Below are 21,194 nucleotides of genomic sequence, written 5' to 3'. Positions count from 1 at the left end.
CTCGGCGTGACCGTCAACGAGGAGGCCGCGCACAGGGGACACATCTCTCCCGAGCCTCTCGCCGACGATCGTCGTTCCGTGGACTGGCGCGACACCCCGGGTCGAACCGACCCGATGGTGTCGCGCCTTTCTGCACTCGTCGGGGGGCCGGTCGGCCGGCACGCCATGCTGGGCCGCACCCGTTTCTTCACGCCGCTGCGGGCGATGCTGTTGCTCGCGGTGGTGTTCTTGGCGTTGGGGTGGTTCGGGAAGGCCGCGTGCATCCAGCAGGCGCCACTCGGCCCCGACGGTGCACTCGGGTTGGACTGGAGCAACAACCGCCAATACGTGGCGATGTGCTATTCCGACATCGTTCCGCTCTACGGTGCGGAGCGTCTCAACGAGGGGGCGTTTCCGTACGCCACGTCGTGGGAGGAACCCGGCACGGACGGGCAGACGCAGACCCGGTACATGGAGTACCCCGTCGTGGCTGGGCTCTACCAGTACGTATCGATGCGTGTCGCGAAGGCCTGGGACTCGGTGTCGTGGTTGCCCGGTGGGCTCCAGGTGGCGATCTACTTCAACGTCGTCGCGTTGGTGCTCGCGTTCGCGTGGCTCGCGACGGTGTGGGCCACCGCCATGTCCGCGGGGCGGCGAGTGTGGGATGCCGCGCTCGTCGCTGCCTCGCCGCTCGTGATGGTCCATGCGTTCACGAACTTCGACGCCCTGGCCACGGCATTCGCTGCGGGTGGTCTGCTCGCGTGGGCCCGCCGCCGCCCCGTGCTCGCGGGTGTGCTGCTGGGGATCGGTGCCGCGACGAAGCTGTATCCGCTCCTGCTGCTCGGCCCACTGCTGGTGTTGTGCCTGCGCACCGGGAAGATGCGCGCCTTCTTCCGGACGCTCGGTGCCGCTGTGGGCACGTGGCTCGCGGTGAATCTGCCGATCATGCTGCTGTATCCGCAGGGGTGGTACGAGTTCTTCCGCTTGAATTCCGATCGCGGCGCCGATCCCGATTCGATCTACAACGCACTGAGGTCGTTCGTCGGATGGCCCGACTGGTCACCGTCGACCCTGAACGTCGTGTCGTTGCTTTTGTTCGCGACGGCATGCGCCGCGATCGGATGGCTTGCGCTGACCGCACCGCGGCGCCCACGACTTGCGCAGCTGTGTTTTCTGCTCGTGGCAGCTTTCCTCTTCACGAACAAGGTGTGGAGCCCACAGTATTCACTGTGGCTGGTCCCGCTGGCGGTGCTCGCGATACCGCACCGCAGGGTGCTGCTCGCCTGGATGACGGTCGATGCGTTCGTGTGGGTACCGCGCATGTTCTATTACCTCGGTCCCGACAACAAGGGCGTACCGGAGCAATGGTTCACCGCGACGGTGGTGATCCGGGACATCGCGGTCCTGGCGTTGTGCGCGGTGGTGTTGTGGCAGATCCGGCGTCCGGTCGACGATCCGGTCCGGTACGGATTCATCGACGATCCGGTCGGTGGTGTTCTGGACCAGGCACCCGATGCGCACCCGCGCCGCCTACCGGGATGGTTGAAACCGGCGCACCAGCGCGCGGCACCGAAGGCGTCCCGACCGGTTTCTTTCGATTCCGTTTCGTTGCATCGGAGGTCGGCAGAGGCGCCGAGGTCGTCCTAGTCTTGTAGCGGAGGGAGGGGAAATGACGACTGTGCGCGGCAACGGGGTACTCGGGCACTTCACGATGTGTGAACTCGCCTGGTCGGTGGCTGCCGGCGACGCCGCCGCGATGCCGGCCCTCCTGCGACAGCTGTATCCCCAGGCCTCCGCCTATTGCCGTGCCCGCGCTCGCGACACGGGCGTCTCGTTCACCGAGGCCGACCGCCTTGCCCTCGAGGTGTGCCACGCAATCCTCGCCGAGGTGTCGTCGGTAGCGGGTGCCCAGCAGCCGTTCGCACGCCTTGCCTACGCGACCGCTGTCGACGCCGCAGACTCCCGGTTCGCTCAGCCTGCGGGCGGTGCCGGAACCCGCACCCAGCGGGAGATCCTCATTCTGCGCACGATCGTGGGCCTGGACCTCGAGCTGACTGCGATCGCAATGGGCATCAGCCCTCGGCGGGTGCGCGCCGAGCAGCACGCAGCGCTGCGATCGCTCCGCGTGGCCTGATGGTGTGATCTGCCTGATCCGGTGATCGATGGACGAACCGGTCAGATTCGCAGTGCGGTGAACGGCGCGACCGGAATGTTGCGCACCACGAACCACACTGCGACCACTGTGAGCACGATGTGCGGGGCCCACCGATATCGCTCCCACCGGGGCATCGGTGTGCCACGAACACGGCTCACGGTCCACAGCCCGAACATGGCGAGCAGTCCCACCGTCGCGACGACACCCAGCGCATTGAACTGAACCGCCGACGGAATATCGAGGTGCACAAGCGAATACAGCATCCTCGACGCACCGCAGCCGGGACAGAGGATCCCGAAGACCGTGTAGGTGGGGCACGGCGGGATGACCCCGCCCGGGGTGGTCGGGTCGGCCCACGCCACGAACGCGCACGCGCACACCGCACCTGCCGCGACCGCGGCGGGAGCTTTCAGGCGTGCGAGGGTGCGTTCCATGAGGTCCTCAGTGCGTCGTGGCCACGATAGCGCTCAACTCGTCGTGGCCACCGACAGCGCTCAATTCGTGGTGGCCACGACAGCGGCCCAGAACGCGAAATAGGCCACGACGAGCGCCATCAGCCCGACAACCCAGATCACCGCCGACCAGATCGCCCAGGTCTTCGCCGAGCGCGCGGCCCGGTGCGCTTCGTCGAAACGTCCCTGTGCCCACAGATTGTTGACCCGCGACGCCTTCACCAGCGACACGATCCCGATCGGCATGCAGAACACCACGGTAGCGACGATGCCCCACACCAGGTTGTTCTCCGGTGGCCGACCGTACGGATGGAACGGAGAACCGTAGACGCCCGGCCCCGGTCCGGGCGGTGGGAACTGTCGATAGGCATTCATGTGCCGTTGCGCTCCTCGGGTCGCGGGTGTGTGGCGGGTCGCCTCTCATCGCACATCCGCCGTACTGGTGAGTGGGCGATCGTGGTCGTCCTGCGTGCGGCCCTCCGGTGTGCGGCGCTCGGACGAGTTGACGAAGACGACGAACAACACGACCAACAGTAGTGCGCGCCCCCAGACCCCGATGTGGACGAGAGTCAGCGGCAGTGCCGGGTCGATGTTGCCGGAGGTCGCGTCGAACCAGAGGAAGATCCCGATCCCCATCGACAGGTCGACCAGAAGATACGTTGCGATGAGTTGCCACGGGATGCGCAGCAGCACGAACAAGGGCAGCAGCCACAGCGTGTACTGGGGGGAATGCACTTTGTGGAGCAGCAGGAATCCGCACAGCACCGCGGCGGCCACCGGGAGCCACGGATAGGTACCGTCGCGAAGGTAGCGGCGCCATCCGAGCCACATCGCGAGCGCGAACGCCGCGAGCATCAACATCGGCGACGCCAGCGCGACCACGTCGTTGTATTCGGAGGTGACGTGGTGCCCCTGGTAGTTGCCCATCAGCGGGCGCAGTCCCCAGTACCAGATCGAGTTGCTGGTCGCGTCCGCCTCTCGGTTCTGCTGAAACGTGAACGACGCGCGCCACCCCTCGAAACCGAGGATCGCGAACGGAAGGTTCACTGCGACGACCGTCGCGACAGCTGTGGCGGCCACGGCCAGTGCGCCACCGAGGTCGCGCCGCCCGGTCGACGCGGGGTCATCGCTGTCGGCGTCGCCGCCGGTGAAGACATATGCGAGGAGTGGCAGCACGAAGAGCCCGGGATAGAGCTTGAGGCAGAACCCGACGGCGAGAAGTGCCGCGGCGATCACCCCGCGGGTACGAAGTGACCATCGCCGTGTACCCACGACCGCGATGGCCAGGACCGTCACCGCGACCACCGGAAGGTCCCAGTTCAAGAACGCATACAACACGAGCGGCGGCGTGGCAGACCACCAGAGGACGTGCCATCCCGCGATCCGTCCGAGAATCCACGCGGTGAGCAACCCGAACGGCGCGAGTAACAGCGCGGAGTGCAGCAGGAAGTCGGCGTCGGTTTTCGCGAACAGTGCACCCACCCACATGAGGACGCCACCGAGTACGGGGTACTCGACGGTGCCGCCTGTGAGATTGCCCGCAGCGGTGATTCCGCCGTCGACGAACGGGAACTGGTGGAGGTTGATCCCGCGTCCGAGCCACAGTTGCTGGATGTCGGAATAGCAGACGGTTGCGTCCTTGACCTCGTCGAATTGCATCGAGCGTCCGAAGAGATCGAAGGGCGGGCCTGCGCAGCGGGCCTTGTTGAGGTACCCGAGCAGCAGCATCAGCGCGCACGTGACCACCGCGACGAGCGTGGGAAGTGATCGGCTCGTGCGCATGTCCTCACCCTAAGTCAATTTCGCTGGTCAAGCGGTAGTCATGTACCCTTCTTGGGTTGCTGACGCAACGACCCTCCTGTCACGGATCGTCCGTGACCGTTCACAGTCCATGGGAGGTGATGAGGTCTTATGCGTCATTACGAATTGATGATCATCCTGGACCCCAGCCTGGATGAGCGCACTGTCGCTCCCTCGCTGGAGACGTTCCTCAACGTGATCCGCCAAGAAGGCGGCAAGGTCGACAAGGTCGACGTGTGGGGTAAGCGTCGTCTCGCATACGAGATCGCCAAGAATGCCGAAGGCATCTACGCGGTGGTCGACATCAGCGCGACGCCCGCTGCCGTTGCAGAGCTGGATCGTCAGCTCGGCCTGAACGAGTCGGTGCTTCGCACCAAGGTTCTGCGCCTCGGAAAGTGAGCCTGTCGGCGCTTGGCCGTAGGCTCTGGCGCATCAGGACTCCACACACTGCAGGAGGAACCACATGGCAGGCGACACCGTCATCACCGTGGTCGGCAATCTGACCGCCGATCCAGAACTGCGTTTCACCCCGTCGGGTGCCGCGGTCGCGAACTTCACTGTCGCGTCCACGCCCCGGATGTTCGACCGTCAGTCCAATGAATGGAAGGACGGCGAGGCTCTTTTCTTGCGCTGCAACATCTGGCGTGAGGCAGCCGAGAACGTGGCCGAGAGCTTGACTCGAGGATCCCGCGTGATCGTGCAGGGCCGGCTCAAGCAGCGCAGCTACGAAACGCGTGAAGGCGAGAAGCGCACTGTCGTGGAGCTCGAGGTCGACGAGATCGGCCCCTCGCTCCGTTACGCCACGGCCAAGGTCACCAAGGCCGGTCGCGGCGGTGGCGGAGGCGGCTTCGGTGGTTCCTCCGGTGGATCGGGCGGTGGGCGCCCCAGTTCCAACGCCAATGTCGGTGGGGACGACCCGTGGAGCAACGCTCCTGCGGGTGGTTCCTTCGGTGGCGGCGGGGACGACGAGCCCCCGTTCTGATCCGACCTTCGATCGGAACATCTAAGTACGGAGAAAGACCATGCCTAAGTCGCCCGCGCGCGAGAAGGTTTTGAAGAAGAAGGTCTGCACCTTCTGCAAGGAAAAGAATGTGCAGATCAACTACAAGGACACCACGCTGCTGCGCAAGTACGTCAGCGATCGCGGCAAGATCCGCGCTCGCCGCGTCACCGGCAACTGCGTGCAGCACCAGCGCGATATCGCTGTTGCTGTGAAGAACTCCCGTGAGGTGGCTCTGCTTCCTTACGTCTCGACGACTCGCTAAGGAAAGGGGAAACACGATGAAGCTCATCCTCACCGCCGACGTGGACAACCTCGGTGCGCCTGGCGACACCGTTGAGGTCAAGGACGGTTACGGCCGCAACTACCTGCTGCCCCGCGGACTGGCCATTGTCGCCACCCGTGGCGCCGAGAAGCAGGTCGCGGGCATCCGCCGTGCACAGGAGGCCCGTGCAGTGCGCGGCCTCGAGCACGCGCAGGAGCTCAAGGCCGCCATCGAGGGCCTCGACAGCGTCTCGCTGGCAGTCAAGACCGCTGCAGACTCGGGCAAGCTGTTCGGCTCGGTCACCGCTGCCGACGTTGCCGGCGCGCTCAAGGCTTCCGGTGGCCCGGTTGTCGACAAGCGCATTGTCGTGCTGCCCAAGGCGCACATCAAGGCGACCGGCAAGCACGAGGTCGTTGTGAAGCTGCACCCGGATGTCACCGCGAAGTTCACGCTGAACGTCGTCGCTGCCTGATCCAGGTTTTCGAGGAGCCCCGCGCACATCGCGCGGGGCTCCTCGCCGTCTGTGCACAACGTGTGGATGAAGCGTGTGGAATTCATCTCGTATGTGATCCACAACATATCGTTTCTGGAACGAAACGACGGACACGCCCGGCCGTCGATATGGCCACGACACGCCGAAATTCTTTTGCTCCACAGTTGTGAAGAGCGATTTTTGCGCTCTGAACTGGGTAAATGTGCGATGTGACATACGTTCTCCCCAGGTTATCCACAGAGGGTGCACAACGTAGTCCACGCGTTTCCACAGTTCATCCACAGATGTGTGCACAACCCGATTTGGTGAGCGGCATTTCGGTACCTAACGTCGTGCACACGACTCCCCTGTATGTGTCGGTACGCGTCGGCATGTGTCGGTGGGGACGGGTAGAACGTGGGTTGTGGGTCCGGGCCTAGGGGCCGGAGCCGACTGCGGAAAGTCCGTCGGCCGGGCATGACCGTGCGTGGTTCGGGATTCGGAAGGGCGGTATCGCGTTGGCAGTTGTGGACGATCGAGGCCATTCCGAGTACTCCGGACCGCCCGACGAGCCGGAAACCGATTTCGGGCGTCAGCCTCCCCACGACTATGTCGCGGAGCAGTCCGTGCTCGGCGGGATGCTGCTGAGCAAGGACGCCATCGCCGACGTCCTCGAGGTGCTCCACCCGGGCGACTTCTACAAGCCCGCGCACCAGTTCGTCTACGACTCCATCCTCGACCTCTACAGCCGGGGTGAGCCCGCCGACCCCGTCACGGTGTCGGCCGAACTCGATCGCAAGGGCGAACTCAAGCGCATCGGTGGCCCCGCCTACCTCGTCACGCTCACCCAGACTGTCCCCACCGCCGCGAACGCCGGCTACTACGCCGAGATCGTCTCCGAGAAGGCCATCCTGCGCCGTCTCGTCGAGGCGGGCACTCGCATCGTCCAGTACGGGTATGCGGGCTCCGAGGGGCAGGATGTCGCCGAGGTCGTCGACCGCGCCCAGGCCGAGATCTTCGATGTCTCCGAACGCCGCACCAGCGAGGATTTCGTTCCCCTCGAAGAACTGCTGCAGCCCACGATGGACGAGATCGACTCCATCGCCAGCCGCGGAGGCATCTCGGTCGGGGTGCCCACCGGGTTCGCCGAGCTCGACGAACTCACCAACGGCCTGCACGCCGGGCAGATGATCATCATCGCTGCACGCCCCGGTGTCGGTAAGGCACTCGCCCTCGATACTCCCCTGCCCACGCCCAGCGGGTGGACCACCATGGGTGAGGTGTCGGTCGGCGACGTACTGCTCGACGCCGACGGCGCGCCGACCCGCGTCGTCGCAGCCACCGAGGTCATGCACGGTCGCCCGTGCTTCGATGTCGTGTTCTCCGACGGCACGGTGCTCGTCGCCGATGCCCAACACCAGTGGCGCACCTCCGACGGAGCTGTCCGTACCACCGTCGAGCTCGCTGCCACTCTCGACGACGATCACGCCGTCCTCAACGCTGCTCCCCTCCGGATGCCCGCTGCCGACCTGCCCGTTCCACCGTTCACGCTCGGTGCATGGCTCGGCGGTCCGTCGTCCGATCCGCACGTCCACATGCGCGTCGAAGGCGAAGGCGGGTGCACGGAGGCGCTGATGGCGCTCGGTGCGCACATCCCCTCTGCGTATCTGCGGGCGTCGCAGGAACAGCGCCGCGATCTGCTGGCCGGGCTTCTCGACGCCGGGGGCACCATCGACGGCGACGGCACCATCCGATTCGCCTCGGACTGTGCACGTCTCGTCGAGGATGTCGCCGAACTGATCGCCGGCCTGGGCCACACCTTCACCGTCGACGGGGGCGAGGTGGCGTTCGAGACCGACGACGACGTCTTCGTCCTTCCCAGCAAGGCTCTACTGCACAAGGAGTGCCGGGTCCCGGTGCCGGCCGAGCGGCACATCGTCGCGGTGCAGCCGGTGAAGTCGGTGCCGGTGCGCTGCGTCGAGGTCGACGGCGATCACATGTACCTTGCGGGTCGCGCGATGGTGCCCACCCACAACTCGACGCTCAGCATGGACTTCATGCGGTCGTGCTCGATCAAGCACGGCATGGGCTCTGTCATCTTCTCCCTGGAAATGGGACGCACCGAGATCGTCATGCGACTGCTCTCCGCGGAAGCGAAAATCAAGCTCGGCGACATGCGGTCCGGTCGCATGACCGACGACGACTGGACCCGACTCGCGCGTCGCATGAGCGAGATCAGCGAAGCACCGCTGTACATCGACGACTCACCGAACCTGACCATGATGGAGATCCGCGCAAAAGCGCGGCGGCTCAAGCAGAAGCACGACATCCGTCTCATCGTCATCGACTACCTGCAGCTCATGACATCCGGCAAGAAAGTCGAGTCGCGTCAGCAGGAGGTCTCCGAATTCTCGCGAAGCCTCAAGCTCCTCGCGAAGGAACTCGAAGTTCCCGTCATCGCGGTCTGTCAGCTCAACCGTGGTCCCGAGCAGCGAACCGACAAGAAGCCGCAGGTGTCCGACCTCCGTGAGTCGGGGTGCTTGCCTGCGTCCACCCGGATTCTGCGCGCGGATACCGGCGCGGAGATCACTCTCGGGGAGCTTCTCGAGAGTGGTGAGCAGCCGCTCGTGTGGTCGCTGGACGAGCGGATGCGCATGGTCGCGCGGCCGATGACGAAGGTCTTCCCGAGCGGCCGCAAGGAAGTGTTCCGGCTGCGGCTCGCGTCCGGACGTCGGGTGGAAGCGACGGCGAACCATCCGTTCCTCACTGTGGACGGCTGGATGCCACTCGGCGAGTTGATGGTCGGCGCGCGTGTCGCGGTGCCGCGTGCTCTTCCCTCACCGATCGACGTGGTCACCTCCACCGAGGACGAGATCGTCGAATTCGCCCTCCAGGCCGTCGCCGATGCCGCGGTGCCGTCGCGTGCGTTCGCGTTGCCGAAGGATCAGGTCGCGGCGCTGCTCTGCCACGTGTGGGAGGACAGCGGCCTCCTCGCCTGGGACATGGACGTGCAGCAGGCGATGATCCGGTACTCGACGGCCGACCGGCAGTTCGTCGACGATCTGGCCGTCCTGTTGCTGCGGATCGGTGTGTTCTCGCAGATCACCGAAACCGCGTCGGGCTACGACCTGCGCGTGACCGACCCGGACGGACAGGCGGTGTTCCTGCACGACGTCGGTGCCCACGGCACGGCAGCGCAGTGGGTGCTGACGCAGCTCGGGCCCACGCTGACGCGGCGCAGCGCCGACGGTGTCACGCCCGAACTCGAGGCGTCGCTCGGAAGGCTCCTTGCGGTCGAGCGATTCACGCCGAGCGAGCTCGTCGGTGCATCGGCTTCCCGTTCCAACCTGGCCGAGGTGGCCGGTGTGCTCGACGAGGCCGACATCGACATGGTTGCCACGAACAACGTGTACTGGGACGAGATCGTCTCCATCACGAGCCTCGGTGAACAGGACGTATTCGACGGAACCGTCCCGGGCACACACAATTTCGTGGCCGACGGCGTCTCGGTGCACAACAGCCTCGAGCAGGACGCCGACATGGTGATCCTGCTGCACCGTCCCGACGCCTTCGAACGCGACGACCCGCGTGGCGGCGAGGCCGACTTGATCGTGGGTAAGCACCGTAACGGACCCACCGCGACCATCACGGTCGCGCACCAGCTGCATCTGTCGCGTTTCGTGGACATGGCGCGCGGCTGAGCCTTCCTCCGCTTGTGCGGGTTTCCGTGGGTCGTGAGGCAACGGGAACCCGTGGTACCGGAGGAAAGTTCACACGTGACTCCAGAAGCAACGGCGCGGCCAGCGCACCGCTATGCTCGGCGAAATGCTCATCTGGATCAACGGGGCGTTCGGTGCAGGAAAGACGCAGACCGCGTTCGAACTGAATCGACGCGCCCCGAATTCGCACATCGCTGATCCCGAACTCATCGGATTCGCGGTCCACAAAATGCTTCCCGCGTCTGCGCGCGGCGATTTCCAGGACCGCCCCCAGTGGCGATCGGCTGTCATCGCAACGCTCGCCGACGCGGTCGCTGCCCACGACGGTCCGGTCATCGTGCCCATGACGTTGGTCGAACCGGACTATTTCGACGAGATCATGGCGGGCCTGGCTGCCGAGAGGGTCGACGTCCGGCATTTCTCCCTCGTCGCATCACCCGAGACCCTCCGCCGCCGACTACAGGCCCGCACCGGTTACTGGCTGGGTCGTGCCGTCGGACGGGAGGAGACCTGGGCGATGCAGCAGATCCCGCGTTGCGTCACTGCGCTTGCCACGGAACAATTCGCTGAACAGGTCGACACCGACGGCCGCGCGATCGACGAGGTCGTCGAAGACATCGCGACGCGCGCGGGCCTGGATCTCACCCACGACCGACTGCCACCCGTCCGCTATCAGTTGCGGCGAGCGGCAGTCGGGGTCCGCCACATCAGGATGTGAGCACCGCGCGAGGCACCGAGGTCGACAGGGATTCGGCCTCAGTCCTCCGTGATCTGGATGGCGATCCGTGGGCAACTCCCCGCCGCCCTGCGCGCAGCGTCCTGAAGTTCTGGTGCGGGGTTGTCATCGAGGATCGTCACGATGTCCTCGTCGCCGAGTCGAAACAACTCCGGGGCACTCGCTTCGCACAGGCCGTGTGCTTCACAGAGATCCGTATCCAGTGTGACCTTCATCTGCCCTCCCAGGGGCTGGTGTCGAGCCCGGCGCAGCCCCGAGGGCTGCTGCGCCGGGTATTCCTACGTTTCCGTGATCAGCCGATCGGGTCGTACTTCAGGTGCAGGTTGTTCAACCCGCGCAGGAGATAGGTGGGCTCCCAGGTGAACTTCCTGTCCGACTCGGGTCCGTGCTCCGCGTCGTCGAGCTGGATATCGTCCATGCGGTCGAGGAACCGCTCGATGCTGACCTTCGCTTCGACACGTGCCAGCGGACCGCCCGGGCAGGAGTGTACGCCGCGTCCGAAAGCAATATGCTCACGCAGGTTTTCGCGGTCGACGCGGAATTCTGCCGGGCATTCGAAGCGGTCCGGATCGCGGTTGATGGCGCCGGGAAGAATGGCGACCGGAGTGCCCGCGGGGAGATCGATGCCCCGCAGTGTGGTGTTCTTCAGTACCAGGCGGAAGTCCGTCTTCACGGGGCTCTCCACGCGGAGGGTTTCCTCGATGAACGCGGGGATGAGTTCGCGGTCGTCGCGCAGTTGCTTCTGGATGTCGGGTCGCTCGGCGAGGACCTGGATCGACGAACTCAGCAGTCGGGCAGTGGTTTCCTGGCCCGCGGCGAACAGGAACGTCGCCAAACGCACCACATCGATGACCTCGGGCAGGGTTCCGTCGGGGAAGGTGGCGGTCGCGAGGTCGGTCAGGACGTCGGCGCGGGGGTTCTTGCGACGGTCCTCGATGTAGCCGCTGAACTGGGCGTCGAGCCACTCGAGCGGATTGACCTGGAGCTCTTCGTTCTCGTCGAGGGTGCGGGCGGTCGCGGTGAGCAGCTTGTCGCGGAACTGGTCATGGTCTTCTTCCGGAACGCCGAGCAGGTCGGCGACCACGATCAACGCGAACGGTTTCGCGTAGTCGTTGAGCAGCTCCATCCGGCCACTGCCGAAGAACGTGTCGATCTGCTTGTCGGCGAGTCGCCACATGAACTCTTCGTTCTCCTTGAGCCGCTTCGGCGTCAGGAGTCGCTTGAGGAGGGCGCGCTGGGCCGTGTGTTCAGGCGGATCCATCGTGACCATGTGCTCGTTCAACGGCAGTTGGTCGCGGTGCGCGGCGAGTTGAGCGGTGATGTCATCGCCCTCGGGGGTGAACGGCAGTGGCGGGAACGGCCCGAGGAAGGCGTTGGCCGAGGAGTATACCTCGTGGTTGCGGTACACCTCGAGGGCCTCGTCGTAGCCTGTCACGGCCACCACCCCGTGGTGCGGCATGTGGGTCACGGGGCACTTCGAACGCAGATGCTCGAAGTACGGGTAGGGATCTTCCACCAGGGATGCATCGGTGAAGAAATCGATCTCGTCGAAACCGGTCAAGTCTGCCTCCTCTTCGGGGTGCGCAACGGCGTCGTCGCACACGGGATCTTCAAGCACGGCCTGGGGCGAACGGCTGGGCTGTGCCGTGCGGAACCGGATATCCGATTGAGAGAATACGGTATTAATTCCCGCATGGGAAGAATCTTTACCCGCGTTCATTGCAACAACGGACATACAGGTCAGAGAGCTGAAACGGCGTCACAGGAGGAGGGGAATCCTGCGGAGGGGCCGGAGATCGTAGGCTTGCCGCGTGAGCAGCGAGGAGATGGTCCGCAACGCGGGTACGCGTCGCCGCCGCGGCCGACCCAGCAAGATCAGCCGCGATCGGATCGTCGCCGCGGCACGATCGCTGCGCCCCGACACGCTCACGATGCAGGCCGTGGCAGACGAACTGGGTGTCGACCGGAAGGCCCTCAACTACTACGTCAGCGACCGGCAGGGCCTGCTCGAGCTGGTGGCGCTGGATGTCTTCGAATCCGCGATCCGCGGCGTCGACACACCGGAAAGCCAGGACTGGCGCCAGGTGCTCCGGTCCTGCGCTCGGGCGATGAAAGAGGCGCTGACGGCGGCAGGCGTCCTCATTGTCTACATCCGATTCGACGGAATGACCGATCTCGGCGCTCTCACCACAGTGGAGCGGATCATGGAACGCCTGGTGCGCGCAGGGTTCGACGCCGAGGAGGCGGGGCGCGTGATCACGCTCCTCGCCGTGATCGCGCACGCGGCGGCGCGCGAGGACATTGCCGCGGCGTCGGGAGCCGCCGATCCGCAGGTGGACGATGTCGTGCGAACGGTGGAAGCCGGATCGCCGGAAGACCTTCCGCTGCTGCACGGGTTCGCATTGAGCCGTGAAGCGCAGTCCCGAGCAGTCGAGCAGTTCGAGTTCGAGCTGGATCTGATTGTCGACGGGCTGGACAGGCGACTCGAACAGCGCGGTACCGGCTGAGGGCCGCCGGTGTCAGCGATACTCGATGCCATGGCCATGATCAAGACCTATCGCCGCGACGACGACGGTGTATTGCACTACCGCGAGGCGTGGAGCGAGAAAAGTGGAGTGCGGACCCACATGGGTGCCGTGGGCACCAAGGGAAGGACACGTTTCCACTCGACACGTAGTCGGACATGGCCGGACAAACCCACAGCAACCGAGTTCCTCCACGATTTCACCGAGGAGAGCGCAGCAGACGGTTACTTCCCCGTCCCCGACGACGACCACGGCTGGGTGGTCCTCCAATGCTGGACGTTCACTGCCGATCTCTCGCACCCCGACGACCAGCGACTCTTCGAGCAGGGGCAGGATGCTCTCGACGAGCACCTCGGATGGCGGGGGGTTGGGCACTACGACGGCAACGACCTCGGCGGGAAACCCCCTGCCGGATACGACCTCCACGGAACCGTCATGAACCTCTTCTGCAAGGTGGTGGACACCGGTCTCGGAGTGAAGGTGGTGCGAAGCTTCGCACGGGCCTTCTCTCTCACGCCCTACCATGTCATCGCGACGCGCGAACCGGGCGACGACAACGACTACGTGCTGGCGTGGTCGCCCCGCAAGCGCGACAAGGACTTCGACCTGTTCCGCCTCTGAGCTTCTCACTGCCGCCTCCTCGAGGAGCGGGGCGAACGTGGACGGCAATGTTCAGGTGCACGATCCGGTCGCTAGAGTGAATCGATGTGAGCACGCACGGGTTGGTCGATCGTCCGCTTCGTCTCGTGGTCGACGAGGACCCGGTCGACTACGACGCGGCGATGGCGCGAATGCAGGAGATGTACGAGGAGCGCCGCGAGTCGCAGCGACCCGACACACTCTGGCTGCTCAGCCACCCGTCGATCTTCACGGTCGGCGCCCGGACGAAGCCCGAACATCTCCCGCTGGATGTCGGCATCCCGGTGAAGGAAACACGTCGTGGTGGTCAGTTGACCTATCACGGGCCGGGCCAGATCGTGGGTTATCTCGTTGTCGAGCTTCGTGCAGGTGAGGGCGTCGTGGACTACGTCCGCGAGGTCGAGCACCGCCTCGTCGACGCGCTCGACGCGTTGGGAGTTCCCGCCGAGCGGCGCGACACCCCGCGGGGCGCCGACCTGCTCACGGGAGTGTGGACGAAGAAAACCGGCCGGAAGATCGTGTCCATCGGGATGCGATCCGGGCGCGGTATCACCACCCATGGATTCGCGCTCAACGTCGAGGGCGACATGCAGCCGTGGCATCAAGCTGTCGCATGCGGGCTTCCGGATGTCGAGATGACCAACGTCGAAACCGAATTGGCCGCGATCGGGCTCGTCTCCCCGGGGCTCGAGAAGGCGCGTGCCGCGTTGGCGACGGCGTTCCAGGCTGCGTCCTCAGAGAGGTCCTGACAGCGGCGGGCTACCGGACTCTGCGCCAAGTGGTTACGAGGGATTCGGCTCCGCGTCGCTGACTCCGAGCCGTTCGAGCATCCACGCATCGATGCCGCGCAACGCCGTCCGAGCCAGTGCGGTCGGCGGCCGATCGACCGGCCCGAACTCGGTGATTTATTCGGATGCGTGTGCCCGGAGCGCGGGTTACAGTCGCGTCCATGCCCCTTCGTCGCGCCCACATTGCGATGGTCGGTGTCCCCGCCGTCAGCCACGTCCTGCCGAGTCTCGAGATCATCCGCGAATTGGTTGCCCGTGGCCACCGGGTGACATACGCCAACGACCCGGCAGTGGCCGAGCTGATCGACGGCGCCGGCGCAGAACTCGTCCCCGTCTCCTCCGAATTGCCGGTGGCCGAGAATGATTGGCCCGACGATCCCATCGCAGCGATGACCCTGTTCCTCGACGATGCGATCCGGACACTCCCCCAATTGCATGCTGCCTACGACGACGATCCGGCGGACCTGTACCTGTACGACATCGGCGCCTACGCTGCGCGTGCCCTCGCCGAATCGCAGGGCAGACCCCTCATGCAGCTGTCGCCGACGTTCGTCTCCTGGGAGGGCTACGACCAGGAGGTCGCGGCGCAGTTGTGGGAACTCCCGGGTGCCGACGCATACAGGACGAAGTTTTCGCGATGGCTCGCGGAGTGCGGGGCAACCACTACCGACGTGGATGTCTTCCCCAACCGTCCCGCCCATGCTCTGGCGTTGATCACGCGGGCGATGCAGCCGCACGCCGACCGGGTCGACACCGACACGGTGACCTTCGTGGGCCCCTGCTTCGACCTGCGCGCCGAGCCCGACGCCTGGACTCGTCCGGTCGACGCGGAGAACGTGCTGCTGATCTCGCTCGGCTCGGCATACACCCGGCAGCCGGAGTTCTACCGGCGGTGCCTGGCGGCCTACGGCAACCTGCCCGGCTGGCACGTCGTACTCCAGATCGGCAAGTACACCGACCCGAAGGAACTCGGCGATATCCCACCCAACGTCGAGGTGCACTCCTGGATCCCGCAGCGGGCCATTCTCGAGCAGGCGGACGCCTTCGTCACCCACGCCGGCATGGGCGGCTGCGGCGAAGGGTTGCTGGCGGGCGTGCCGATGATCGCGGTGCCGCAGGCCGCCGAGCAGTTCATGAACGCCGACAAGCTCGTCGAGCTGGGTGTTGCCCGCCGCATCGACACGGAGGACGCTACGCCGGAGAACCTGCGGGCCGCGTTGGTCGATCTGGTCGATGATCCGGAGGTGCGCACACGTTCGGCACAGCTGCGTGCCGACGCGCTGGCAGAAGCAGGCACCTCGCGTGCCGCCGACCTCATCGAGGCCATGTTGTCCTGAACAGGCGTGGTGCTCCTACCGCTCCAGGAGGTCGCGGAGGCGTTCGAGATCCTCTGCGACCGTCGCGGTGTCCCTGTCGAACTCTTCGTCCGACAGGTCGATCTGGCGAACGGTGAAGAGAATCTCGGAGCCGTTCGGGTGTGCGAGTACGCGCACCGGGTTGTTCACCGTCGTACCCGACGACAATGTGACGTCATGGTCCAGTACGCCCAGGTCGTTGTGCGGTGTGAACCGCACTGTGACACGACCCATGGGAGAGTCCACCACGAGGGTGTCACCGTCGCGCTCGACATGACACTGCGCCAAGCCGGACGCCCACCTGGGCAGGTTGTCGGGATTCGCAGCGAACTCGTATACCTGTGCGGGCGGACATGCGATGACCTGACTGACGTGACGGCTGCGGAGGGTCTTCGGATCGTTGCTCATGAACGAAACGCTATTGCGCAGAACGACGGTTGTCTTCCAAGAATCGGACAGGAGTCAGGGATGTGAGGGCTCGGAATTCGTCGTTCAGGTGCGATTGACTCGAGTATCCGGCCCTCACTGCGGCGAATGAGAGGTCGGATTGTTCGTTCACGGTGTCGAGGAATCGGTGGAGGTCGAGGAATCGGTGGAGGCGGACAACCCGGGAGAAGGTCTTCGGGCCGTATCCGACCTCGTGGACGAAGCGGCGTTGCAGGTGCCGGGCGCTGATTCCCAGTGTCTCGGCAAGGTCTCCGACACGTTGGCGTGGCCGGCTCGTCAGCTGCTGTACGGCCGCGCGGACCAGCGCATCCGGGTGAGAGCGGACCATCTGTCCCGCCATTGCTTCGAGCGCAGTTCGCCGTACCGTCGAGGGCGACCGCCCGAGATGCTCGACGAGCTCGCCGCACGGCGCCCAGCGGTGGCCGAGACTCGCGATCGACACTTGCACGTCGCGGAGCTCGGAAATCGGCAACCCGACGACAGTCCGCGCCGCCCCGGGAGCGAAGCGGATCCCGACGATCTCGTCGGCATGGCCGGTGCGGACGTTGCGGGGCGAGGTGTCCGGACCCACGAGTTCCATGCGGCCGTCGCCGAACCACACCAGGTCGAGGCAGCCGTCCGGAACGATCAGTTGCACAGCGGGCGCGTTACTCCGGCGTTCCCACGTGCATGCCACCACATCGGAGGTCGACGGGTACTCGCGGTACATGCACTCGAGTCCACCACATGCGGAGGATCCCGGTTCCCTGATCGCCCGTTGTGGGGAAGGATCGGTGCACCACCATGCTCGAGAGGGGAACTCGTGACAGAAGCCGCTGCTCCCGCGGCCGCCGGACCCGGCCGTGACCGTCAGGGCACCGTCTACCGCGACGGTGCACTCGGCCGCAGGCCCGCGGTGCCCACGGCATTCGGCGATCTCGAGCGCGCGGCGCGGCGCGCCAGTTCGAAGCGTGCCTGGGCGTATGTCGCGGGTGGTGCAGGTGAGGGTCGGACGATGCGTAACAACCGTCGCGCGTTCGACAGGTGGGCGATTGTTCCGCGCATGGCGCACGGCGTCACCGAACGCGACCTGAGCACGACCGTGGTGAATACATCGCTGCCGTCGCCATTGCTGTTGGCTCCGGTGGGTGCGGGCGCGTTGATGGCTACTGACAGCGATCTGGCGATCGCGCGCGGCGCCGCGGCGACGGGCGTGCCGTACATCTTCTCCAACCAGGGCTGCAACCCGATGGAGGACTGCGCCGCTGCGATGGGCTCGGCTTCCCGCTGGTTTCAGCTGTACTGGAGTTCCGACGAAGAACTCGTCGACAGCCTGCTGCATCGCGCCGAGGCAATCGGTGCCGAAGCCGTTGTCGTCACCCTCGACACGACGATGCTGGGGTGGCGCCCGAAGGACCTGAACCTGGGGTCGTTGCCGTTCGCGCGCGGCGAGGGCATCGCCCAGTACACGTCGGATCCGCGTTTCCACGACATCGTGCGGCAGCGGATCGACGCGGTACGCGGAATGGTGACAGAACGACCCGACATCACTCTCGGTGCGATCCGCACGCTGATGTCGATGACCCGCAACCATCCGGGCAAGTTCCTGGACAACCTCCGCTCTCCCGTGCCGCGTGCTGCGGCGGAGACGTTCCTCGACATCTACTCCAATCCGGGGTTGAGCTGGGAGCATCTGGCGACGCTCCGCGACCGGACGAGACTGCCGATCGTGCTCAAGGGGATTCTGCATCCGGACGATGCGCGCCGGGCCGTCGACCTGGGTGTCGACGCGGTCGTGGTGTCGAACCACGGCGGACGTCAGATCGACGGTTCGATCGCCTCTCTGGATGCGCTCCTCGAGATCCGGGCCGCGGTCGGCCGTGAGCCGACATTGCTTCTGGACAGCGGAATCCGCAGTGGCGCCGACGTGTTCGTTGCACTCGCGCTCGGCGCCGACGCGGTGCTGCTCGGCCGCCCCTACATGTACGGGCTCGCGGTCGCGGGGCAACGCGGGGTCGAGGAGGTGATCCGCAACGTGATCGCCGAGTTCGATCTCACGATGGCTCTGACCGGTGCGCGGTCGATCGCCGACATCGACGAGCGTTTCGTCCGCCCCAACCCGTCGTTCTGAGAAGGGATCGTCGTAGATGCCGAGGATCGCCGTGTACGGGGCAGGCAGCATCGGATGCTATGTCGGGGGCCGGCTGGCCGCGGTGGGTGCCGACGTCGTGTTCGTGGGGCGGCAACGGATCGCCGACGAGGTGCGTGAGCACGGACTTCGCTTTTCCGACCTGGACGGCGCCGACGTGCGGGTCGCGGCCGTCGACTACCGGACCGACCCGGATGCGGTCGTCGACGCGTCGTTGGTGTTGGTGACGGTGAAGTCGTCCGCCACCCCGGATGTGGCCGCGGCCCTGGCTCCGCTGCTGCGCAACGACGCGGTCGTGGTCAGTCTGCAGAACGGGTTGTCCAACGCGGTTGTGTTGCGCGAGAAGATCACTCGTCCGGTATTGACGGGGATGGTGCCGTTCAATGTGGTGGCGCAGGGCGAGGGGCTGTTCCATCAGGGATCCGAGGGTGGGATCGAGGTCGAGGACAGCGGCCTGCTCGCTCCCTACCTGAGCCTTTTCGACGCGGCAGGACTACCGCTGACCGTCAGATCCGACATGGACGCGGTGCTGTGGGCGAAGCTTCTCCTGAATCTGAACAACCCGATCAACGCATTGTCGGGTCTGCCCCTGAAGACCGAACTGTCGCAGCGTTCCTACCGTCGTTGTATCGCTGCGGCGCAGCGCGAAGCCCTCGCAGTCGGGAAGGTTGCGGGACGCACTGCGGCGCGCCTCACGCCGCTGCCGCCGGCATGGATCCCGCGTCTGCTGACGGTGCCGGACATCGTGTTCCGCAACGTCGCGTCGTCGATGCTCGCGATCGATCCTCTCGCCCGATCGTCGATGTGGGAGGACCTCGAGGCCGGTCGTGTCACCGAGGTCGACTGGATCAATGGCGAAGTAGTGCGGCTCGGCCGTGAGTACGGTGTCGCGACACCCGTCAATGATCGGCTCGTCGAACTGATCCGCGACGCCGAGCGCGGTGGCCGCCGGAATTGGTCCGGCCCCGAACTGCTGGACGTGCTCCTCCGACGTTGAGCGTTACCGGGTACGCGATGGTGTCGGTGCCTGCCGCCATACTGGAACGGTGACGTGCTACGCGCTGTTCGACACCGCCCTCGGCCGGTGTGCGGTGGTGTGGCACGAGGACGGTGTCGTCGGATTTCAGCTGCCCGAGAGTTCCGACGCGGCGACCATCACTCGTCTCCGTGGTCTGTTTCCGGATGCGGCGCCGGTCGAGCCCGGCCCACTCGCTCGTCGCGTCATCGACGGCGTGACCGCACTGATCGAAGGTGAGCCCGATCCGCTGACGGATATCGATCTCGACCTGACCGGCCTTCCGGATTTCGACCGCCGGGTCTATGCCGTCACTCGTGCGATCGAGCCGGGCCGGACCCGCACCTACGGCGACGTTGCTGCCGCACTCGGCTCTCCTGGGGGCGCACAGGCAGTGGGGCAGGCTCTCGGGCGAAACCCGATTCCGATTCTGGTCCCGTGCCATCGTGTGCTGGCGGCGCGTGGCGCGCTGGGTGGTTTCTCCGCCTCGGGTGGCACGGTCACCAAACGTGCGTTGCTCGCCGCCGAGGGTACCCCGGGCTTCGACGACCCCACTTTGTTCTGACGACCTGACCGGTTTCGGACCGTCGGGGAATATTGCTCCCGTTCCTGTGTTGAGATACTGCAGAGATAGTTGACAAATCAACTATATGACTCGGAGGAGAGCAAATGCCTGCCGTGAGCGTCGACAACATCCTCGCGCTACCGCGCGTTACCGCACCGGCGACGGGTTCTGTCGCACGACCCGTCGTGTCTGTGACCACCGCACCCACCGGTTACGAAGGCGAAGGTTTCCCGGTCCGCCGCGCATTCGCGGGTGTCGGCCTCGAACGCCTCGACCCGTTCATCCACATGGATCAGATGGGCGAGGTCGACTACGCACCCGGAGAGCCGAAGGGCACGCCCTGGCATCCGCACCGCGGCTTCGAGACCGTCACCTACATGATCGACGGGACGATGGAGCATCAGGACTCGAACGGCGGCGGTGGTGTCATCAGTGGCGGCGACACCCAGTGGATGACTGCGGGCGGCGGTGTCCTGCACATCGAAGCCCCGCCGGAGCAACTCGTCGTGACGGGCGGACTCTTTCATGGCGTGCAGCTGTGGGTGAACCTGCCGAAGAGCGACAAGCTGGTGGCTCCTCGTTATCAGGACATCGCCGGCAGCAGGGTCGCGCTGCTCTCATCTCCGGATGGTGGCGCACTGATCCGCGTCATCGCCGGCGAACTCGACGGCCACCAGGGTCCGGGATCCACCTACACTCCGATCACGTTGCTGCATGTCACCATCGCGCCAGGTGCAAGCGTGACGCTGCCGTGGAATCCCGAATTCAACTCGCTCGCCTACGTTCTGGCCGGCAATGGCCTGGTCGGGAGTGAGCGGCGTCCTGTGCGAGACGGTCAGCTGGCAGTGTTCGGGCGCGGTGAGACCATCACGATCGCCGCCGCCGATACTCAGGACTCGCGTACAGCGTCGGTCGAGGTATTCATTCTGGGCGGCAAGCCGATCCGTGAGCCGGTCGCGATGGCCGGACCGTTCGTCATGAACACGAGGGCGGAAGTGATCCAGGCATTCGAGGACTTCCAAGCGGGTCGTCTCGGTTCGATCCCCGCTGCCCGTGAAACAGTGGACTGAACGCCGCTGAGACAGTGGATGGACGGCGGCGACACCGACTTCGATGAAATGAACAGCCACCGTTACCGGGCCCTCGAGGTGCCT

General features: G+C 65.5%; 23 protein-coding genes. 16 read left to right on the top strand and 7 right to left on the bottom strand.

Going from position 1 to position 21,194, the window contains the following annotated elements; genetic code table 11:
* Window positions 1-6: 6 nt before the first annotated feature.
* Together Q7514_RS22215 and Q7514_RS22210 are read left to right on the top strand one after the other, a co-directional pair.
* Complete coding sequence (locus Q7514_RS22215; RefSeq protein ID WP_330135417.1) at window positions 7-1,626, top strand: glycosyltransferase family 87 protein; 1,620 nt, start codon at window positions 7-9, stop codon at window positions 1,624-1,626.
* A 22-nt stretch (window positions 1,627-1,648) separates the two neighbouring features.
* A complete protein-coding gene (locus Q7514_RS22210) occupies window positions 1,649-2,113 on the top strand; it encodes an RNA polymerase subunit sigma-24 (RefSeq protein ID WP_330135416.1) in 465 nt (154 codons plus the stop codon).
* Window positions 2,114-2,154: 41 nt separating this feature from the next.
* Here the strand turns inward: Q7514_RS22210 and Q7514_RS22205 are convergent, their stop codons facing one another.
* Genes Q7514_RS22205 through Q7514_RS22195 form a run of 3 tightly spaced genes read right to left on the bottom strand, consistent with a single transcriptional unit; the run spans window position 2,155 to window position 4,368 of the window.
* Window positions 2,155-2,568, bottom strand: coding sequence for a DUF2752 domain-containing protein (locus Q7514_RS22205; protein ID WP_330135415.1), 414 nt, complete (start codon window positions 2,566-2,568; stop codon window positions 2,155-2,157).
* A 60-nt stretch (window positions 2,569-2,628) separates the two neighbouring features.
* Window positions 2,629-2,961: a CD225/dispanin family protein gene (locus Q7514_RS22200; RefSeq protein WP_330135414.1), complete on the bottom strand. Its 333-nt coding sequence runs from the start codon at window positions 2,959-2,961 to the stop codon at window positions 2,629-2,631.
* Window positions 2,962-3,006: 45 nt separating this feature from the next.
* Window positions 3,007-4,368, bottom strand: coding sequence for a glycosyltransferase 87 family protein (locus tag Q7514_RS22195; RefSeq protein ID WP_330135413.1), 1,362 nt, complete (start codon window positions 4,366-4,368; stop codon window positions 3,007-3,009).
* Window positions 4,369-4,497: 129 nt separating this feature from the next.
* On the opposite strand from Q7514_RS22195, the gene rpsF reads away from it, so the two are divergent.
* From rpsF to Q7514_RS22165, 6 genes are all read left to right on the top strand, one after another.
* Entirely contained in the window at window positions 4,498-4,785 is a 288-nt protein-coding gene (gene rpsF / locus Q7514_RS22190; protein ID WP_054718113.1) for a 30S ribosomal protein S6, read from the top strand.
* 64 nt (window positions 4,786-4,849) lie between these two features.
* Window positions 4,850-5,368 (top strand): single-stranded DNA-binding protein, encoded by a 519-nt coding sequence (locus tag Q7514_RS22185; RefSeq protein ID WP_054718110.1) that lies wholly within the window; start codon window positions 4,850-4,852, stop codon window positions 5,366-5,368.
* A 40-nt stretch (window positions 5,369-5,408) separates the two neighbouring features.
* The gene (gene rpsR, locus Q7514_RS22180; protein ID WP_054718108.1) at window positions 5,409-5,651 is read left to right on the top strand and encodes a 30S ribosomal protein S18; all 243 of its coding nucleotides are present in this window, start codon (window positions 5,409-5,411) and stop codon (window positions 5,649-5,651) included.
* Between the two features lie 16 nt (window positions 5,652-5,667).
* The gene (gene rplI / locus Q7514_RS22175; RefSeq protein ID WP_132475987.1) at window positions 5,668-6,123 is read left to right on the top strand and encodes a 50S ribosomal protein L9; all 456 of its coding nucleotides are present in this window, start codon (window positions 5,668-5,670) and stop codon (window positions 6,121-6,123) included.
* A gap of 518 nt (window positions 6,124-6,641) precedes the next feature.
* Window positions 6,642-9,824 carry a replicative DNA helicase gene (gene dnaB / locus Q7514_RS22170; RefSeq protein WP_408016160.1) on the top strand — a complete coding sequence of 1,061 codons (3,183 nt, stop codon included), beginning with the start codon at window positions 6,642-6,644 and terminating at the stop codon, window positions 9,822-9,824.
* A gap of 124 nt (window positions 9,825-9,948) precedes the next feature.
* Window positions 9,949-10,560, top strand: coding sequence for an AAA family ATPase (locus tag Q7514_RS22165; RefSeq protein ID WP_330135412.1), 612 nt, complete (start codon window positions 9,949-9,951; stop codon window positions 10,558-10,560).
* A gap of 38 nt (window positions 10,561-10,598) precedes the next feature.
* Here the strand turns inward: Q7514_RS22165 and Q7514_RS22160 are convergent, their stop codons facing one another.
* Entirely contained in the window at window positions 10,599-10,793 is a 195-nt protein-coding gene (locus tag Q7514_RS22160; RefSeq protein WP_330135411.1) for a ferredoxin, read from the bottom strand.
* A gap of 77 nt (window positions 10,794-10,870) precedes the next feature.
* On the bottom strand, window positions 10,871-12,139 hold the full coding sequence (locus tag Q7514_RS22155; protein WP_330135410.1) for a cytochrome P450: 1,269 nt from the start codon (window positions 12,137-12,139) through the stop codon (window positions 10,871-10,873).
* A gap of 250 nt (window positions 12,140-12,389) precedes the next feature.
* Between Q7514_RS22155 and Q7514_RS22150 the strand changes: the two genes are divergently transcribed.
* The 4 genes from Q7514_RS22150 to Q7514_RS22135 all read left to right on the top strand — a co-directional run bounded on the left by Q7514_RS22150 (window position 12,390) and on the right by Q7514_RS22135 (window position 15,867).
* Entirely contained in the window at window positions 12,390-13,085 is a 696-nt protein-coding gene (locus tag Q7514_RS22150; RefSeq protein WP_330135409.1) for a TetR/AcrR family transcriptional regulator, read from the top strand.
* 30 nt (window positions 13,086-13,115) lie between these two features.
* Entirely contained in the window at window positions 13,116-13,724 is a 609-nt protein-coding gene (locus Q7514_RS22145) for a hypothetical protein (protein WP_330135408.1), read from the top strand.
* Between the two features lie 86 nt (window positions 13,725-13,810).
* Window positions 13,811-14,491, top strand: a complete 681-nt coding sequence (lipB, locus tag Q7514_RS22140) for a lipoyl(octanoyl) transferase LipB (RefSeq protein WP_330135407.1) — start codon at window positions 13,811-13,813, stop codon at window positions 14,489-14,491.
* Between the two features lie 164 nt (window positions 14,492-14,655).
* Window positions 14,656-15,867, top strand: coding sequence for a macrolide family glycosyltransferase (locus Q7514_RS22135; protein WP_408016159.1), 1,212 nt, complete (start codon window positions 14,656-14,658; stop codon window positions 15,865-15,867).
* A gap of 15 nt (window positions 15,868-15,882) precedes the next feature.
* Here Q7514_RS22135 and Q7514_RS22130 read toward each other — a convergent pair whose 3' ends face one another.
* The gene (locus tag Q7514_RS22130) at window positions 15,883-16,293 is read right to left on the bottom strand and encodes an SRPBCC family protein (RefSeq protein WP_330135405.1); all 411 of its coding nucleotides are present in this window, start codon (window positions 16,291-16,293) and stop codon (window positions 15,883-15,885) included.
* A gap of 10 nt (window positions 16,294-16,303) precedes the next feature.
* Window positions 16,304-17,041 carry a helix-turn-helix domain-containing protein gene (locus Q7514_RS22125; protein WP_330135404.1) on the bottom strand — a complete coding sequence of 246 codons (738 nt, stop codon included), beginning with the start codon at window positions 17,039-17,041 and terminating at the stop codon, window positions 16,304-16,306.
* Window positions 17,042-17,134: 93 nt separating this feature from the next.
* On the opposite strand from Q7514_RS22125, the gene Q7514_RS22120 reads away from it, so the two are divergent.
* The 4 genes from Q7514_RS22120 (at window position 17,135) to Q7514_RS22105 (ending at window position 21,110) form a co-directional block, all read left to right on the top strand.
* Window positions 17,135-18,442, top strand: coding sequence for a lactate 2-monooxygenase (locus Q7514_RS22120; protein ID WP_330135403.1), 1,308 nt, complete (start codon window positions 17,135-17,137; stop codon window positions 18,440-18,442).
* Between the two features lie 16 nt (window positions 18,443-18,458).
* The gene (locus Q7514_RS22115; RefSeq protein WP_330135402.1) at window positions 18,459-19,457 is read left to right on the top strand and encodes a 2-dehydropantoate 2-reductase; all 999 of its coding nucleotides are present in this window, start codon (window positions 18,459-18,461) and stop codon (window positions 19,455-19,457) included.
* Between the two features lie 49 nt (window positions 19,458-19,506).
* Complete coding sequence (locus tag Q7514_RS22110) at window positions 19,507-20,040, top strand: methylated-DNA--[protein]-cysteine S-methyltransferase (protein ID WP_330135401.1); 534 nt, start codon at window positions 19,507-19,509, stop codon at window positions 20,038-20,040.
* Window positions 20,041-20,144: 104 nt separating this feature from the next.
* Entirely contained in the window at window positions 20,145-21,110 is a 966-nt protein-coding gene (locus tag Q7514_RS22105; RefSeq protein WP_330135400.1) for a pirin family protein, read from the top strand.
* The last annotated feature ends 84 nt before the right edge of the window (window positions 21,111-21,194 follow it).

The organism is Rhodococcus artemisiae, assembly GCF_036327795.1.
GTDB lineage: Bacteria > Actinomycetota > Actinomycetes > Mycobacteriales > Mycobacteriaceae > Rhodococcus > Rhodococcus artemisiae.
Note: the sequence above shows the minus strand (reverse complement) of the source record. Positions and strands in the feature narration are given on the sequence as shown.

Excerpts from the sequence above, each read along its gene's own strand:
- Q7514_RS22165 (WP_330135412.1), top strand. The coding sequence starts at position 9,949 with ATGCTCATCTGGATCAACGGGGCGTTCGGTGCAGGAAAGACGCAGACC.
- Q7514_RS22115 (WP_330135402.1), top strand. The coding sequence starts at position 18,459 with ATGCCGAGGATCGCCGTGTACGGGGCAGGCAGCATCGGATGCTATGTC.
- Q7514_RS22200 (WP_330135414.1), bottom strand. The coding sequence starts at position 2,961 with ATGAATGCCTATCGACAGTTCCCACCGCCCGGACCGGGGCCGGGCGTC.
- rpsF (WP_054718113.1), top strand. The coding sequence starts at position 4,498 with ATGCGTCATTACGAATTGATGATCATCCTGGACCCCAGCCTGGATGAG.
- Q7514_RS22210 (WP_330135416.1), top strand. The coding sequence starts at position 1,649 with ATGACGACTGTGCGCGGCAACGGGGTACTCGGGCACTTCACGATGTGT.
- rplI (WP_132475987.1), top strand. The coding sequence starts at position 5,668 with ATGAAGCTCATCCTCACCGCCGACGTGGACAACCTCGGTGCGCCTGGC.
- Q7514_RS22130 (WP_330135405.1), bottom strand. The coding sequence starts at position 16,293 with ATGAGCAACGATCCGAAGACCCTCCGCAGCCGTCACGTCAGTCAGGTC.
- Q7514_RS22185 (WP_054718110.1), top strand. The coding sequence starts at position 4,850 with ATGGCAGGCGACACCGTCATCACCGTGGTCGGCAATCTGACCGCCGAT.
- Q7514_RS22135 (WP_408016159.1), top strand. The coding sequence starts at position 14,656 with ATGCGTGTGCCCGGAGCGCGGGTTACAGTCGCGTCCATGCCCCTTCGT.
- Q7514_RS22125 (WP_330135404.1), bottom strand. The coding sequence starts at position 17,041 with ATGTACCGCGAGTACCCGTCGACCTCCGATGTGGTGGCATGCACGTGG.
- Q7514_RS22105 (WP_330135400.1), top strand. The coding sequence starts at position 20,145 with ATGCCTGCCGTGAGCGTCGACAACATCCTCGCGCTACCGCGCGTTACC.
- Q7514_RS22195 (WP_330135413.1), bottom strand. The coding sequence starts at position 4,368 with ATGCGCACGAGCCGATCACTTCCCACGCTCGTCGCGGTGGTCACGTGC.
- Q7514_RS22160 (WP_330135411.1), bottom strand. The coding sequence starts at position 10,793 with ATGAAGGTCACACTGGATACGGATCTCTGTGAAGCACACGGCCTGTGC.
- Q7514_RS22205 (WP_330135415.1), bottom strand. The coding sequence starts at position 2,568 with ATGGAACGCACCCTCGCACGCCTGAAAGCTCCCGCCGCGGTCGCGGCA.
- Q7514_RS22145 (WP_330135408.1), top strand. The coding sequence starts at position 13,116 with ATGGCCATGATCAAGACCTATCGCCGCGACGACGACGGTGTATTGCAC.
- rpsR (WP_054718108.1), top strand. The coding sequence starts at position 5,409 with ATGCCTAAGTCGCCCGCGCGCGAGAAGGTTTTGAAGAAGAAGGTCTGC.